At 62.5% G+C, this 16270-nt stretch carries 12 protein-coding genes; 1 reads left to right on the top strand and 11 read right to left on the bottom strand.

The window, feature by feature from the left end:
* Positions 1-426 precede the first annotated feature (426 nt).
* From ACZ5AC_RS08030 to ACZ5AC_RS08020, 3 genes are all read right to left on the bottom strand, one after another.
* Positions 427-3540: a DEAD/DEAH box helicase gene (locus tag ACZ5AC_RS08030; protein ID WP_464250424.1), complete on the bottom strand. Its 3114-nt coding sequence runs from the start codon at positions 3538-3540 to the stop codon at positions 427-429.
* Positions 3540-3965, bottom strand: a complete 426-nt coding sequence (locus ACZ5AC_RS08025; protein ID WP_464250423.1) for a (deoxy)nucleoside triphosphate pyrophosphohydrolase — start codon at positions 3963-3965, stop codon at positions 3540-3542. Before ACZ5AC_RS08025 ends, ACZ5AC_RS08030 begins: the two co-directional genes overlap by 1 nt.
* 119 nt (positions 3966-4084) lie before the next feature.
* Complete coding sequence (locus ACZ5AC_RS08020) at positions 4085-5026, bottom strand: HNH endonuclease (protein ID WP_464250422.1); 942 nt, start codon at positions 5024-5026, stop codon at positions 4085-4087.
* Between the two features lie 227 nt (positions 5027-5253).
* Between ACZ5AC_RS08020 and ACZ5AC_RS08015 the strand changes: the two genes are divergently transcribed.
* Positions 5254-7155 carry an SLC13 family permease gene (locus tag ACZ5AC_RS08015; protein WP_464250421.1) on the top strand — a complete coding sequence of 634 codons (1902 nt, stop codon included), beginning with the start codon at positions 5254-5256 and terminating at the stop codon, positions 7153-7155.
* A gap of 155 nt (positions 7156-7310) precedes the next feature.
* Here the strand turns inward: ACZ5AC_RS08015 and ACZ5AC_RS08010 are convergent, their stop codons facing one another.
* The 8 genes from ACZ5AC_RS08010 to ACZ5AC_RS07975 are packed head-to-tail and all read right to left on the bottom strand — an operon-like array spanning position 7311 to position 16270.
* Entirely contained in the window at positions 7311-8939 is a 1629-nt protein-coding gene (locus ACZ5AC_RS08010) for an L-lactate permease (RefSeq protein WP_464250420.1), read from the bottom strand.
* 53 nt (positions 8940-8992) lie between these two features.
* On the bottom strand, positions 8993-10396 hold the full coding sequence (locus tag ACZ5AC_RS08005) for an NADH-quinone oxidoreductase subunit N (RefSeq protein WP_464250419.1): 1404 nt from the start codon (positions 10394-10396) through the stop codon (positions 8993-8995).
* Positions 10393-11928, bottom strand: coding sequence for a complex I subunit 4 family protein (locus tag ACZ5AC_RS08000; protein ID WP_464250418.1), 1536 nt, complete (start codon positions 11926-11928; stop codon positions 10393-10395). Before ACZ5AC_RS08000 ends, ACZ5AC_RS08005 begins: the two co-directional genes overlap by 4 nt.
* Positions 11929-11951: 23 nt before the next feature.
* Positions 11952-13730: a Na(+)/H(+) antiporter subunit D gene (locus ACZ5AC_RS07995; protein ID WP_464250417.1), complete on the bottom strand. Its 1779-nt coding sequence runs from the start codon at positions 13728-13730 to the stop codon at positions 11952-11954.
* Positions 13720-13980: a hypothetical protein gene (locus ACZ5AC_RS07990; RefSeq protein WP_464250416.1), complete on the bottom strand. Its 261-nt coding sequence runs from the start codon at positions 13978-13980 to the stop codon at positions 13720-13722. The genes ACZ5AC_RS07995 and ACZ5AC_RS07990 overlap by 11 nt, the downstream gene beginning before the upstream one ends.
* A 2-nt stretch (positions 13981-13982) precedes the next feature.
* Complete coding sequence (locus ACZ5AC_RS07985; protein WP_464250415.1) at positions 13983-15461, bottom strand: monovalent cation/H+ antiporter subunit D family protein; 1479 nt, start codon at positions 15459-15461, stop codon at positions 13983-13985.
* Positions 15462-15770: an NADH-quinone oxidoreductase subunit NuoK gene (nuoK, locus tag ACZ5AC_RS07980; RefSeq protein WP_028578204.1), complete on the bottom strand. Its 309-nt coding sequence runs from the start codon at positions 15768-15770 to the stop codon at positions 15462-15464.
* Complete coding sequence (locus tag ACZ5AC_RS07975) at positions 15767-16270, bottom strand: NADH-quinone oxidoreductase subunit J family protein (RefSeq protein WP_464250414.1); 504 nt, start codon at positions 16268-16270, stop codon at positions 15767-15769. The genes nuoK and ACZ5AC_RS07975 overlap by 4 nt, the downstream gene beginning before the upstream one ends.

Below are 16270 nucleotides of genomic sequence, written 5' to 3'. Positions count from 1 at the left end.
GGGAACCGAGGGCCGCATGTTCGAATCATGTCGCCCCGACCAGTAAAAACAAGGGCTTGGATGCAAATCTAAGCCCTTTTTTTATGGTGCGCCCGGCAGGGCGCACCCACTTGGAGGTGAAAGTCCTCTACGCACCCGACAGGGGGAAGCGTTAGCCGGACGGCAAGGGTGTCCACCGCGAGGTGGAATCTGAAGGAAGCCGCAGGCAAAATCCTGGCTCGACGAATAGAAACCGCATATGAGGCGGCCGCGCTGGATAAGAAGGCCATTATCTTCAAAGTCCGATACCTGTACGGAAGGCGCGGACGTACATGCGGCGGGCATAAGGGGGAAGGTGGGTGTGCATTACCCGGGGAGATCTGGGCGTTTGCCATGTGCTACCCGCGTCGAGAGGCGCGGGGATGAGCGCCCAGAAGTCAGCAGAGGTCATAGTAGGTCCCTCGACCGGACTGAAGGACCGAACATGTAACATGGGACAGGAGCCGGAATTTCGATGACCAGCAGTAACGCAGAAGGGCAGAGACATTCTGCCGCCATGACCGAGGGTAGGGGACGGAATCCCCGAGAGCAGGCCTGTGGTGCGGATGTGGTCACGGGAAGGACGGGGCACTCCTGGCCGAAGGCTATGGACGTGATGGAAGCGGTGGTCGAGCGCGAGAACATGCGCGCCGCGGCAAAGCGTGTGACATAGTCCGCGTACATGGTGCTTGGTGAAAACTCTTTTTCTGTTTTTTGGAATGTCACAAGCAGCGCGTAGGTTTTGATTTCCGCAAAATGCAGCACCCCAACGCCGGCTTGACCGGCTGATTCCAAATCCGCTTTGCCGAGGGCCGCTTGAATCTCCTTGATGCCGTAAAAGGCATGCAATTCCAGCGGACAGGCAAAGGGAAGTCGTATTCTATGGCCTGCTGTATGGCTGGATTCCTGCGACCATGCCAGTATCTCGTCCAGATCGGAGCAGATCGTGGGGTTTGCCGCCAATCGTGAAAACGCCTCCTCAAGTGAGGCGATGCCAACGTTGCTCCCTTTGTCACCCCAAATTCGGTAGTAGATCAGAAATGTCGAATCACCGGTCAGCGTTACGGCCTCGGAAACATTTCCATCCATGATCCTGCGAAGAACCTGACCATAGAGCGCCGCTTCGTTTGGACCGCTGATGAACGCCGCACGAATCAACGCCTTCTTCAACCGGTTCAAGTCCGGATCTGCGGGAATCGGCCCCAGTTGTGCCTTTGCCTTCCAGGCGCTCCATGTTTCTTTGGCCAGCAGCACCTCTGGATCGTAGTCATGATAGCGGATGAAATTGCCGAATGTCAGGTCCTGACCTGTCTCGTTGGTGAAAGAGTGGAGCCGTTCGGGTACCTGCACGGCAAGGCGCCTCAGGTTCTCTCGGATGTTCTCCAGGACGTATTCCCTCGACAGCCGGTCAAGCTGGATGGAGCAGCCGGCAGGCAGATGGGGGAAATCGAGTTCCACCTCCTTGTCGATGGCGAAACGGTGCCTCGGGAGGAGGGCCTTGAATTTGCTGTCTGCGCGGAACCGGCGGTGCGCCTGGCCGACAAAATCGAGGACCGTGAGGCAGTCTTTTTCCGGGGCATGACGCAGACCGCGTCCGAGTTGTTGGAGAAAAACGGTCAGGCTCTCGGTCGGGCGCAAAAAGAGGATCGTATTGACTTCTGGCACATCCACGCCTTCGCTGAGCTTGTCGACCGTGAACAGGAACGAAAGCGCGCCAGTTTTCAATTTGGTCAGCATATCGGCACAATCGTGTCCATTCACGCCGGAAACGAATGCGGCCGATGGAAGGCCGAGCAGGTTGAACTGCTCGGCCATGAACTGTGCATGCCGGATCGTGACACAGAATCCGATTCCTTTGAGAGTTTGCAACTCGGGCTCGTAGCGATGCAGGGCGGATATGATCGTCTCAACGCGCTGTTGTGCACGAACCTGATCCAGGACGTAGACGTTTTCGAGGGCGGATTCATCGTACCGGCCGTTGCTCCAGAACTGTTCGCCATTGATGGCAATGGGATCGGCCACCCCGAAATAATGGAACGGGCAAAGGAGTTTTTCTTCCAGGGCCTCGGGAAGGCGGATTTCTGCAGCAAAGCGATTGCCGAAATCCGCCGCAACGTTGCCGCCGTCCATGCGCTCGGGAGTCGCCGTGAGTCCGAGGAGAACCTTTGATTCGAAGTGGTCGAATACTGGCCTGTAGCTGTTGGCCACTCCGTGGTGGGCTTCGTCTATGACGATATAGTCGTAAAAAGTCGGGCCGACGTGTTTCCAAAGTTCTCGCGCCGAGAGCATGTTGATGGAACAGAACAGATGTTCCAGGCGACCGGCCTCGTGGGCGCCGACCTGCAACTCTCCAAAATTCTGGTCTCTCAGGACCTGGCGGAACGTTGTCAGGGCTTGCAGCAGGATTTCCTGCCGGTGGGCAACGAAGAGCAGCTTCGCCTGGCGTTTGTGCTCTTCATGAAACCGCTTGAAGTCGAAGGCCGCGATGACCGTCTTTCCGGTGCCCGTGGCGGCGATGACGAGATTTTTCCACCGGTCATGCAGAGAGCGCTCACTGTGCAGCGTCTCAAGGATGCGTTCCTGGAAAGGATGGGGGCGAAGATCGAAAAAGATCGCCGGGGCGGCCGCTTGCGGGTTTCTGCCCCTCGCGATGGCCGCGCGAAATGGCGCCGGGTTCTGCAGGTCGAAGGGCACGAACTCGCGGCTGTTCCAGTACGTTTCAAACTCGATGGAGAATTTGTCCAGGATGCGCGCCATGTCTTGCGCGGTGATCTTGAGATTCCATTCCAGTCCACTCGTCATTGCCGCATGCGACATGTTGGCCGAGCCGATGTAGGCCGTTGAGAATCCGGACTGTCGCCGGAAGTGGTACGCCTTTGCGTGCAGTCTGGTGCGCTCCGTATCGTAGGAAACGCGTACCTGTACGTTCGGCAGGGATGCGAGCCATTCCACGGCCTGGGCATCTGAAGCTCCCATGTACGACGTAGTGATCACGCGAACCGGAATGCGTCGTGCACGCAAATCCTCAAATGAGGCCATCAAGAGGCGCAGGCCGGACCATTTGATGAACGAGAGCAGAATATCCACGCCATCTGCCGAGCGCATTTCTTCGTTCAGTTCATGGGCCAGCTGCGGTTCTTGAGGTGAGCCCGTAAACAGGCTGCTTTCCGAGAGGGACGTGTGTGGACGAGGGACTTTGGACAGGCCGAAATTGAGCGGTGTGATTTCCAGTAAAAGAGGTTTTTGTTCCGGGACCAGGCAACGCCTGCGCAAGTGTTCCTTGCCGGGTTGCGCGGCGACCTGTTCGAGGATTGCGTTGCATAGATCCAGACGTCGATGCGGGTCCGACTCCTCGCGCAAGGCCTGCTCCAGCACCTTGGCTACGAATGAGGCGTAACGGCTCGGCAGCTCTTCTTGGTCGATTTTTCCGAAAACCGTCCTGAGTTCCGGATGTCGGTTCAGGGTGTCGCGCAGGAGTTCATCAAGAAGGGCATCGTAGAGGCCTGGCGCTGGCTGTCGCATCAGACTTTCCTGTTTCTCCGGGAAATGTATGCCTCCATGACCGGGATGTCCGCTTCAGCCCAGTCCAATGTGGGGAGTTGGCTTGGCATAAGCCAGACCATATCCGCGTGTTCATGGAGGATGAGCTCACCCTTTTCAATAGTGCAGATAAATGGGAGGAGCGTGATTGTGAACGTAGGATACTTGTGCGTACAGGCTGGCAAGCTGCTCGCAATTCGGATTTTGATCGCGATTTCTTCATGGATTTCACGGTGCAGGCATTCCTCAGGCGATTCGCCTGGATCTATCTTTCCCCCGGGAAACTCCCATTTGCCGGGCATGCTCATGGATGCGCTTCGTTGTGTCGCCAGAACAAGCCCGTCTCGCTCGATGATGGCGCACGTGACAGTGATATGTTTTTGTATGGTTGAGAAATCGTTTTCCATATGGCTGTTTCAATATGATGAATTGAAATTCGTCAGAAGTGTTCTTGTTGTGTTGTCAAAGTTTCGGGAACAGCTTTATGTATGGATTGGGTTGTTACGGAAAATCCATGGCGCAGTCCTTAGCTGAGCTTGAAGAGTTGCCGATGCCAAGCCAGATTCTCCGGCGCAGGGTAGTAACATTCTCTCTCCGGCAGGATCATGGGCCGGTGCGCGAACTGCTGGATGTGGCCGGGCAGGTTGCCGTCCCGGGTTATGGAGCGGGCGACGATGACGCGGTAGTCGTCGTCGAAGCCAACCAGGCCGCTGTCGAAGGTCCAGTGGCAGAGCTTGCACAGGGCCAGTCCGTTGGAGGGGCTGTCGTCGTGGGACACGGCCCAGTCCTTGATGTGGGCGGCGTCGACCGCGGTGCGGCTGTCCGGGGAGATGATGCGGATGCCGCACAGGGCGCAGCGGTGGTCGTAGACCTTGACGATGACCCTGCGGAATGCCTGGTCGCGGACGGGTTTTTCCACGGGTTGTTCGTAGGGCACCGGCGCTTCCCGGAGGAGGCTGTCGGCGTAGTTGAAGGCCGAGACTTGGGTATTGGCCAGATCGAGCAGGGGTTTTTCCAACATTGGGACGAAGCAGCGGCGAATCAGTCCCAGCCGAGCCGTTGCGCGGTTGATGGGGTTCTTCAGTCGTTCGAAAATTTCCTCGTCCAAAGACGCGAAGGCGTATCGCTCTCGCACGTTCCTCCAGGAGGACGGCTCCGTGGCGGGCAGCGCCTTGCCGGGGACCGGGTGGAGCGTCCAGAACCCGTCTGTCCGCAGATGAAAGAAGGGCAGGTGGATGCTCGGGCGCAGGCGGTCGGGCAGGATGGCGTTCCAGTAGAGCAGGAACGCGTCGGTCAGGTCCTGGTCGGGCACGATCCGGTTTTCCGTGACCCTGCCAGCCTCCATGAGGTCGAGCACGGCCAGGAGCAGGAATGGCTTGTACGGCGCCCGGCCGAGGGTCTCGGCCGGCCAAGTGCTTCTGTTGGTATCCTGACGAATGGGCGGAAAGGTGAATGGTGGCTCAAGCATGGGGCTTTGTAGCGTCCAAGGGAGGAAATGTCAGTAGGGGAATGCTCTAATTTTACTGCTTTTATCCGGTTCGAGGCAGGGACATGTCAGCTGATTTTTGGGAATTCCGGGGATTGAGCGAAGCGGTGATTGCAGGCGACGTTTCGTATTTGATTTGAAAATGTCTCGAATAAGCTTATGGTCGACATAAGTTTCAGCAGCAGGGTGATTCCTGAGCGGAGGTTGTTATGGACCACGACCAGGCTGCGATTTTGATTGTCATTGCGGGCACCATCGGCATGTTCATCTGGGGCAGGTGGCGGCATGACATGGTGGCGGTCGGGGCGTTGCTGGCCTGCGTCGTCTTCGGTTTGGTCGCTCCGGGGGAGGCCTTTGCCGGTTTCGGCCACCCGGCTGTGGTCACCGTGGCCTGCGTGCTCGTGCTCAGTCGCGCCCTGCAGCTTTCCGGGGCCGTAGACGTCTTGAGCAGAATCGTGCTGCCGGGAGACGCCAAACCCACGGCGAGCATAGCCGCGCTGGCTGCGCTGGGCGCTGTTCTGTCGGCGTTCATGAACAATGTGGGTGCATTGGCTCTGCTGATGCCGGTCGCCATCCAGGTCGCACGCAGGCTCGACCTCCCTCCGGGGAAGATTCTGATGCCTCTGGCTTTCGGGTCGATCCTCGGCGGCACCATGACCCTGATCGGAACCCCGCCCAATCTGATCATTTCAGGGTTTCGCGCCGCCAAGCCGGACATGAGCGCCTTCGGCATGTTCGATTTCTCCATGGTGGGCTTGCCGTTGTCCGCCGTCGGCATCGTCTTCATCGCCCTCGTCGGCTGGCGCCTGGTTCCGGCGCTGAAGCAGGCCGGAACCGCCGGTTTCGAGACCAGCACGTACATTACCGAGCTTCGCGTACCAGCGGGCAGCGCCGTCGAAGGCAAACAGGTCCGCGAGGTGACGGACGTGTTGGCCGATCTCGATGCGCAGCTGCTGGATCTGGTCCGCAACGACGTCTACGTGCGTTCGCCCAGGCCCGGCAAGATTCTGCGGGGCGGAGACGTCCTCGTGCTGGAAGCGAATGCCGGTGTCCTGGCGGAGGTGCTGTCCCGACTTGACCTCAAGTTGGAGGAATACAAAACGCAGGCGGGTTCAGGTGGTCCCGCTGGAAGCGATATCGGGCTGAAGGCGGCCGGCGGGGAAGGCTCCGGCATGACGGAAAACGCCGGCAGCTCCGGGCCGGACGCAGGTCTCGAAGAGCGCTTCGGCAAGCCCGAAGGATTCGCTCACGACACGGATGCCGGGTTGGCTGAAATGGCCGTGCTGCCGGAAGCCAGGATTGTCGGGAGCTCCGCGAGCGATCTGCTGCTGCGCAGCCGATACGGCATCAACCTGCTGGCCGTAGCCCGGCAGGGTGCATTCACCGTCGCGAGATTGCGTTCCCTCAAGTTCAAGCCCGGCGACGTGCTGCTCGTTCAGGGTCGGCTCGACGTCTTGAACGAGTTCGCGAACAGTTTCGGCTGCGTGCCCCTGGCGCAACGGGATCTCAGCATCCCGGACAAGCGGAAGGCCCTCTTGGCTGCGGGGATTCTGGCCGTGTCGGTAGTCGCGACCGCCCTGGGCCTTCTTTCCGCAGCGGTGTCCTTCGCTGCCGGGGTGCTGGCGTCCATGGCGCTGCGAACCGTTCCGCTGCGCACCGTCTACGAGGCGGTCGACTGGCCCGTGGTCGTGCTGCTGGGGGCGCTCCTGCCGGTTGCCGACGCCATGCAGAGCACCGGCACGGCCGACCTGCTTGCACGGCTGCTGCTGGAAAATCTGGCGCAGGGCAATGCCTTTGCCGGCCTGGTGGTGGTCATGGTCTCGACCATGTTGCTGACCGATTTCATGAACAACACGGCAACCGCGGCCGTGATGGCTCCCATCGGTCTGGGCGCGGCGCTTCGGCTGAGAGTCAATCCGGACACCTTTCTCATGGCCGTGGCCATCGGGGCTTCCTGCGCCTTCCTGACGCCCATCGGACACCAGAACAACACCCTGATCCTCGGCCCCGGCGGGTTCCGTTTCGGCGATTACTGGCGCATGGGGCTGCCGATGGACATTCTCGTCCTTACGGTAAGTCTTCCGCTGTTGCTCTTCTTTTGGCCGCTGTGACGGGTGCGGGCGCAACGGAGCCAGAGCGTCTCCACTGATCGCCATGTTCCAGCGCGAGAAGAAAGGCCGCCTGCCTTGTGGGGAGGCAGGCGGCCGTGGGGAGGGAGGGAGCCGGTGTACGGCAGTCCTCTCCGGCATCGTTCGATGACGGAGGGTTAGGGCAGCATCCAGCTCAAGGGGTAGGCTTGGAGATATGTCAGCACGCTGATGAAGATGATCATCGCGATGGAGTGTTTGAGGGTGAAGAGGAAGAGGTTGCCTTCCTCGCCGACCATGTTGGCCGCGGCCGTGGCCACGGAGATGGACTGCGGGGAGATCATCTTGCCGGTGACGCCGCCGGAGGAGTTGGCGGCCACGCACAGTTCCGGGGACACGCCGATCTGCTGGGCGGTGGTCATCTGCAGGTTGCCGAAGAGCAGGTTCGAGGACGTGTCGGAGCCGGTCAGGAACACGCCCAGCCAGCCGATGACCGGCGAGAAGAGCGGGAAGAAGTGGCCGGTCTGGGCGAAGGCCAGGCCCAGGGTGGAGCTCATGCCGGAGTAGTTCATGAGGTAGGCCAGGCCCACGATCATGGCGATGGTCACGATGGGGAAGCGCAGCTGCACCACGGTCTTGCCGAAGCAGGCCACGGCGCGGCCGGCGCCGTAGTTGGGCAGCACGGACAGGGACAGGATGCCGGCGATGAGGACGGCGGTGCCGGGGGAGGTCAGGTAGTTGAACTTGTACATGGCCTTGTAGACGGTGTCCTGGGCCACGACGGGCACGGTCTTGCTGATCAGGGAATCGAGGCCCGGCCAGGCGAAGGTGATGACCGTGGACTTCATCATGTCCTGCACGGGCTTGAGGCCCCAGATGAAGACCATGGCGGCGAGGATGATCCAGGGCATCCAGGCGCGGATGACCTCGGCCTGGGAGTAGTTGCAGACGGCCTTGCCGGTGGAGGCGGGCTCGTTGGGGAAGCGCCAGATGCTCTTGGGCTGCCAGACCTTCAGGAACATGCCCAGGCCGACGATGGTGGCGATGGCCGAGAGGACGTCGGGCAGCATGGGGCCGATGTAGTTTGAGGTCACGAACTGGGTGACCGCAAAGCAGAGCCCGGCCACGATGCACGCCGGCAGCACTTCCATGGAGCGCTTGAAGCCGCACATGGTCACGGACAGCCACAGGGGCACGATGATGGACAGGAAGGGCAGCTGGCGGCCGGTGATGGCGCTGATGTGCATGACATCGAGCTTGGTCAGTTCGGCCACGGCGATGATCGGAATACCCAGGGCGCCGAAGGCCACGGGTGCGGTGTTGGCGATGAGACACAGGCCGGCGGCGTAGAGGGGGTTGAAGCCCAGGCCGACGAGCATGGCCGCGGTAATGGCCACGGGCGTGCCGAAGCCGGCGGTACCCTCGATGAAGGAGCCGAAGGCGAAGGCGATGAAGATGGCCTGCAGGCGCCGGTCTTCGGTGATGGTGGCCAGGGAGCTCTTGATGATCTCGAACTGCCCGCTCTCGACGGTCATGTTGTAGACCCAGATGGCGGTGACGACGATCCAGACGATGGGGAAGATGCCGACCCCGGCGCCGTAGAGGAAGGAGGATGCGGCCAGCTGTGCGGGCATGCCCCAGATGGCCACCGCCACGATCAGGGCGCCGAGCACGGCCAGGCCCGCGGCGAAATGCCCCTTGGCTCTCTTCACGGCCAGCATGAAGAAGAGGATGTAGAGCGGTATCGCCGCAATGAGGGCGGATCCGACAATACTGTTAAAGGGGTCGTAAACCTGAATCCAATTCATAGAAGCTCCAAATGCGTTAAATGTTGTACCGGATTTTCCCCAAGCCAGAAGCGTTACGGCAAAAGCGATTTGCCGGCCTGCGCGGCCAACTCGTAGACGGGGCCCGGCAGGATGCCGAGCGCCAGGAGAACGGCCGCGAAAAGTGTGCCCAGAGCCAGTCCGCTGTTCTTGGTTTCAAGCGCGGATGACGGGTCATGCGTGTAGGCATGCCGGACCAGGCTCAGATAGAAGTAGATCGAGATGGCCGTGTTCAGGGCCGCGATGATGACCAGCCAGTCATAGCCCCGGCCCCAGGCCGCGGTCAGCAGGAAGAGCTTGCCCATGAACCCGGCGGTGGGCGGCAGACCGACCAGGGAGAACGCGGCCACGGCCAGGACGAAGGCGAAGACAGGGCTGCGCTGGTGCAGCCCGTCCAGATCCGCGTAGCGCATGTTCCGGCCGTCCTTGGACAGGTGGCAGACGACCCAGAAGCAGGTCAGGTTCATGAGGATGTAGATCAGCGCGTAGAACGAGGCCGAGGCCAGTCCCTCGGCGGTCCCGGCCACCAGGCCGATGACGACGTATCCGGCGTGAGCGATGGAGGAGTAGCCGAGCATGCGCTTCACGTCGTCCTGGACCAGTGCCGAGAGGTTGCCGAAGGTCATGGACACCGCGCCCAGGACGGCCAGGATGGTCATGCCGGGCTGACCCGGCACCAGAAGCGAGGCCAGGCGGACCAGGATGACCACGGCCCCGAGCTTGGGCAGGGTCGCGGCGTAGGCCGCCGTCTCGTTGCTCGTGCCCTGGTAGACGTCCGGGCACCAGAAGTGGAAGGGGAACAGGGCCAGCTTGTACATGAACCCGGCCATGAACATGATCAGGCCGACCAGGGCGCCGGGATTGGTGGCGAAGTCCCACGGCTTGGTCGTGAGCTCAGCGAGAAAGGTCGTATGCTGGGACGCGGTGATGTAGGCGAACCCGTACAGGGAGACCGCCGTGGCCGCCGCCCCGAAGAGCACGTACTTGATCCCCGCCTCGGCCGCGCGCTTGTCGCCCGCCCGCAGGGGGATCAGGGCGTAGAGGGCGTAGGAGGATATTTCGAGGGAGATGTAGATGGTCATGAGTTCAACGGAGCTGGCCAGCAGCATGAGGCCCCAGGCCGACAGGCACAGCAGCATGGTATAATCCGCGCGTACTTCGTCCTTGAGCGTCGCCTGGCCTCTGGAGTTCGTCACGGCGATGAACAGCCCCAGGGCCACGGCCATTTTCATGAATTGGGACAGGGGGTCCACCTGGTAGGTGCCGCCGAAGAGGACGGCCGACTGCCCGAGGCTCGCCCCCGCAGCGGCCAGGACGGCCAGGCAGCCGACGGGGAGCCAGGTTCCGGCCACATCCTTGCCCGGTTTCGCGACCACGAGGATGAAAATCAGGACGATGAGCCCCAGAAGCAGGATTTCAGGGAGAAGCGCGAGGGTCATTGGTTTGCCTCCTTGCCGTTCATCATCGGGGTATGGGCCAGGTTGATGGGTCTGGCGGTAGCCGCGTACTCGGTCCGGGCAGAGAAATCCTTGAGCAGTTTGTCGATGGACGGGTCCATGACCTTGAGCGTCATGGTCGGGGCCAGGCCGATGTAGAGCACGAAGACCGCCAGCGGCGCGAGGTAGACCCATTCCCGCGGGCACAGGTCGGTGAACTTGGAGCCTTTGCTCGGTTCACCCCAGGCCAGTTTCTGCAGCAGGCGCAGCATGTAGGCCGCGGCGAGCATGGCGCCGGGGATGGCCAGGCCGCCGACCAGCAGGCTCTCCTGGAACGCGCCCACCAGGACCAGGGCCTCGCCCACGAAGGAGTTGGTGCCCGGGAAGCCCAGGGAGGACAGGGAGAAGAGCCCGAAGAAGAACATGTAGGCCGGCAGGTATTTGCCCAGGCCCATGTTTTCGCTGATCTCGCGGCTGTGGCTGCGCTCGTAGGCCGCGCCGACGAGCATGAAGAGGCCGCCGGTGGTGATGCCGTGGTTGAGCATCTGCATGACCGCCCCCTCCACGCCGCGCTGGCTGAAGAGGAAGATGCCCAGGGTCACGAAGCCCATGTGGCCCACGGACGAGTAGGCGATGAGCTTCTTCATGTCCTTCTGCCCGAGGGCGATGACCCCTCCGTAGAGGATGGAGGCCAGGGACAGGGCGATCATGAGAGGGGCGAAGGTCACGCAGGCGTCCGGGGTCAGGGGCATGCAGAAGCGCAGGAAGCCGTACGTGCCCATCTTCAGGAGCACCGAGGCCAGCAGGACGGACCCTGCCGTGGGCGCCTCGACGTGGGCGGCCGGGAGCCAGGTGTGGAAGGGGAACATGGGGCACTTGATGGCGAAGGCCAGGGCCATGGCCAGGAAGGCCCAGAACTGCAGCCTGGGGCTGAAGGTCTTGGTCATCAGTTCCGGGATGGAGAAGGTTCCACCCGCGGCATAGAACGCGATGATGGCCACCAGCAGGAGCGTCGACCCCGCCAGGGTGTAGAGGAAGAACTTGATGGACGCGTAGCGCTTGTTGGGGCCGCCCCAGACCGCGATGAGCAGGTACATGGGCACGAGCATGGCTTCCCAGAAGAGGTAGAAGAGCACGAAGTCCAGGGCCGCGAAGACGCCGACGCAGGCCGAGGTCATGAGCAGCAGGACGATGTGGAACTCCTTGATGCGCCTGGAGATGTAGTGCCAGGAGCAGAGCACGCACAGCGGCAGGAGGGCCACGGTCAGCAGGATCATGAGCAGGCTGATGCCGTCGATGCCGAGATGGTAGGTCAGCCCCCACTGCGGCACCCAGGACGCCTTCTCCACGAACTGGAACCCACCCGAGGCGAGATCGAAACCCGCCAGCGGGAGCGCCAGCGCGATCTCCGCCAGCCCCGCGGCCAGGGTCAGCCTGCGGACGGCCTCTTCGCCCTTCACCGCCAGCAGCGCCAGAGACGCCGCCAGGGGGAAGAAGATGAGCGCGCTCAGGACCGGAAAGGATGATGCTGTCATGTTGGTCAGTCCTCGTTTCGTGGTTAGCGGAGCAGGGTGAAGAGCATCGCCGCGGCGCCGATGCCGAAGGCCAGGATCACGGCGCCGCCGATGTAGTCCTGCAGTTTGCCGTTGACCGTCGATGCGGCGTGGCGTCCGATGCCGCGCACGCCGAGGGCGCTGCCGTCCAGGATGCCGTCGATGACGAGCTGGTCGCAGTAGTTGGCTTCCTTGGCGCGTTCCAGCAGACCGCCCAGGCCGACCTTCCGGTAGATTTCGCTCCACCAGGCGTCGACAACGGCGAAGGGGTACTGGCAGAAGAACAGGAATATCCTGCCGGTCCAGATGTAGAAGAACTCGAAGTCCAGATTCTGCTTGGCCGCCGGCGTGAGCCGTCCCACCATGAGGGAGAAGCCCAGGCCCGTGAAGCCGAGCAGGATGGAGATCTGCAGCACGTGCCACGGGGTGTAGGGCACGTAGTCGGCCTCGAAGGGCAGCAGCGAATACAACAGCTGCGGCTGGATGCCGATGATGAAGCACAATGCCGCGCCCAGGCCCATGGCCACGTACATGTTGGCCGGGATGGGGGTGATCTGCCGGGTCATGTCGTCGGGCTTGGCGTAGAAGGCGAAGTACGGGAGCTTCAAACCGACGGACAGGAAGGTGCCGATGGAGGCCAGCTCCAGCCCCAGGGCCAGCCAGGTGCGGTGCGCCTCGGCCGCCCCGGCGATGACCATGGTCTTGGACACGAAGCCCGAGAAGAGCGGCATGCCCGAGATGGACACGGCCGCGACCATGTACAGCACGAAGACCCAGGGCAGTCGGCGGACCAGGCCGCCGAGTTCCGAGAGCTTGGCCGTGCCCGTGGCGTAGAGCAGCGCGCCCGTGGTCATGAACAGCAGGCCCTTGTAGATGATGTGGGCGTAGGCGTGGGCGCAGGCGCCGTTCAGGGTCAGCTGGGAGGCGATGCCGATGCCGGCGACCATGTACCCGACCTGCGAGACGATGTGGTAGGACAGGATGCGCCGGGCGTTGTTCTCGATGGTGGCGTAGCAGACGCCGTAGATGGCCATGATGGTCCCGCCGATGGCCAGGACCTCGAAGCCGGAGAAGCCGCGCAGCAGGACGTACACGGCCGTCTTGGTCGTGTAGGCCGACATGAACACGGCGCCGGTGATGGTCGCCCGGGGGTAGGCGTCGGGCAGCCAGGCGTGCAGGGGCACGACGGCGGCGTTGACGCAGAAGCCGGCCAGGATGAGGTAGTCGTACCATTGGGCCGAGGCCGGGATGATGGCTTCGAAGGCGAAGCTGCCCGTGGCCTGGTGCCGGATCAGCATGCCCGCCAGGAGTATGAGCCCGCTCAGGGTATGGAACAGGAAGTAGCGGAAGCCCGCCGCCGTCGAGCGCGGGGCGCGATTCAGCCAGATGAGCATGGTCGAGGCGATGCTCATCAGTTCCCAGAAGAGGAACAGGGTCAGGTAGTCGCCGGCGAAGACGCAGCCGAAGCCGCCCGCCACGTAGAGGTTGGCGGCCACGTGCTGGGCCCTGTCCTTGAGGTGCAGGGCGTAGATGAAGCCGATGACCGACTGGATGGCGAAGACGTGGGCGAAGACGATGGACAGCGTGTCCACCCTGCCCGTGGTCAGTATCTGCCCGAGGTAGTGCATGACCCCATGCGTGCCCGTGGGCATGGTCAGTACCGATGCGAGGGCCATGAGAGCCGGGATGGGCAGGAGCCAGCGGTATTTGTCCGTCCTGATGAGCGGGATGAGCAGCGCCGCGATCAGGAACGGGACGGAGGGGTGCTGGAAGCTAGCGGTCATAGTAGCCCTCCTTCTTGCCCAGGAAGGTGTGGGCGGCCCCCTTGCAGATCCGGACCATGGCGACCGTGGCGACCAGCGCGAACACGGCCCAGTAGCCGGGCTTTCCCTCGCCCGGGAAGTGCGGGGTGTGCGGGTAGATGAAGACGTTCAGCCCGACCAGAAGGACCATGATCCCGTACATGACCTTTTTCCAGAAGCCGGGGTTCTGCCGGGCCCTGCCCAGGAGTTCGCCAAGAGTGCTTGTTTCCACGGCTAGCCTCCGAACTTGGTGAAGACGTTGATGAAGCTGAAGAAGATCTGCGGGAAGAAGCCCAGCAGCACGCTGATCACGGCCGTGATGGTCAGTGGGATGACCATGGTCATGGGCGCCTCGGAGCAGTGGTCGTAGTCCACGGCGGGGCTGGGCGCCATGAAGAAGGCCCGGTAGATGATGGGCGTGAAGTAGCCGGCGTTCAGGATCGTGCTGCCCAGAAGGGCGCAGAGGATGATGACCTGGTGGGCTTGCATGGCCCCGTTGATCAGGTACCATTTGGACACGAACCCGCAGACCGGCGGCATGCCGATCATGGAAAGGGCAGCCAGGGCGAACATGGTGAAGGTGAAGGGCATCTTGCGCCCGAACCCGCCCATGAGGCTGATCTTCTTGTGGTGCGTGGCCACGTAGATGGCGCCGGCGGCGAAGAAGAGCGTGATCTTGGAGAAGGCGTGGTGCGCGATGTGGGCCAGGCCGCCCGTGACGGCGTCGGGGGTGAGCATGGTCACGCCGATGATGACGTAGGACAGCTGGCTGACGGTGGAGTAGGCCAGCCGGGCCTTCAGGTCGTCCTTGGTCAGGGCGATGATCGACGCCACGACGATGGTGAAGGCGGCCAGGTAGGCCGTGGGGATACCCAGGTTCAGGGCGTTCATGGTCTCAAGGCCAAACCCGGACAGGATGATCCGGCTGACCGAGAACACGCCCGCCTTGACCACCGCCACCGCATGCAGCAGGGCCGAGACCGGCGTGGGCGCGACCATGGCCGAGGGCAGCCAGTTGTGGAACGGCATGAGGGCCGCCTTGGCGAGACCTGCGATGTAAAGCACGTAGGTCAGCTGCACCAGGAACGGGTCGGCGTCGGCCGGGAAGATGCCCTTGACCACGTCGCCGAGCTGGAAGTCGAGGGTGCCGCAGATGACGTAGGTCAGGACCATGGCCGGGAGCAGGAAGAGCTTCGACGTGCCCATGAGGTAGACCATGTACTTGCGCGCGCCGCTGTAGGCCTCGTCGTCCTGATGGTGCGCGACGAGGGGGTAGGTGAAGATGGAGATGACCTCGTAGAAGAGGTAGAGCGTGAAGATGTTCGCGCTCATGGCTACGCCCACCGCGCCGAAGATGGCGATGGCGAAGCAGAAGTAGTAGCGCGTCTGGGCGTGCTCGTTCAGGCCGCGCATGTAGCCGATGTTGTAGCTCGTGGCCAGAAACCACAGGAAGCTCGCTACGATGCCGAAGATCATGGTCAGCCCGTCGGCGCAGAGCTTGACGGTGATGCCCGGCAGGATGGTGAACACGGTCAGGGTCTTGATCTCGCCGCCGAGCACGCCCGGGACGAGGGAGAGCATGAAGCCGAAGGTCAGGGCCGCGGCGACGAAGGAGACGCCTTCACGGGTGTTCGGGGTTTTGCGGAATATCCAGATGCCCAGGGGGGCGAGACCCGTGACGATGAGGGGGATGAGGAGTGCCGGTGTGTCCATTTAGTCCCTCAGTGTGGCGATGGTGTCGGTTTCCACGGAGCCGAAGCGCCGCAGCACAACCAGGATGATGGCCAGAACCAGGGTCGCCTCGGCGGCGGCCAGCCCCATGATCAAGAGCGACGAAAGCTGGCCGAGGACGTCGTCGGCCGGGGTCAGCTTGGCCGAGGCGACGATGGACAGGCCCGCGCCGTTCAGGAGCAGTTCGACGCTGATGAGCATACCCACGAGGGTCTTGCGCTGGACGAGGCCGAAAAGGCCCAGGCCCAGGAGTGCAAGCCCCGCCAGATGAAAGAGAAAGAGCGAGTTCATGCCTCCTCCCTCCGTTTGAAGCCAAGCAAGACGGCCCCGGCCATGGCCACCAGAAGCACCACGGAAATGAGTTCAAAGGCCAGCCCGTAGGTGCCCAGGAGCCCCTGCCCCAGTTCCTTGATGCCCGTTTCGTCGGGCACGTCCACGGTCTGTTCGAATGCCTTGAGGCAGACCGCCCCCAGCAGTGCCACCGGCGCGGCCGCGGCCACGAAGGCCATGGGCCTGCGCCGTGACGTGGCCTGCTCCTCGCCGCCCGCAGGCGGGCGGGTCAGCATGATGGCGAAGAAGATGAGGACGCTGATGGCGCCGACGTAGATGAGCAGCTGCATGAGGCCCACAAAGGGCGCGTTCATGAGGAAATACATGCCGGCGACGCCGAACATGGCCGCCACCAGGCCGACCAGGGCCCGGACCAGGTTCGGGTTGGTCACGGCCGTGAACCCGCCGCCGACGATGATGGTCAGGTACAGGGCGTAGGCGAACAATGCGAGTGTTTCCAT

This window comes from Desulfomicrobium aestuarii, assembly GCF_055385525.1.
This window is presented reverse-complemented; position numbering and strand designations above follow the sequence as displayed.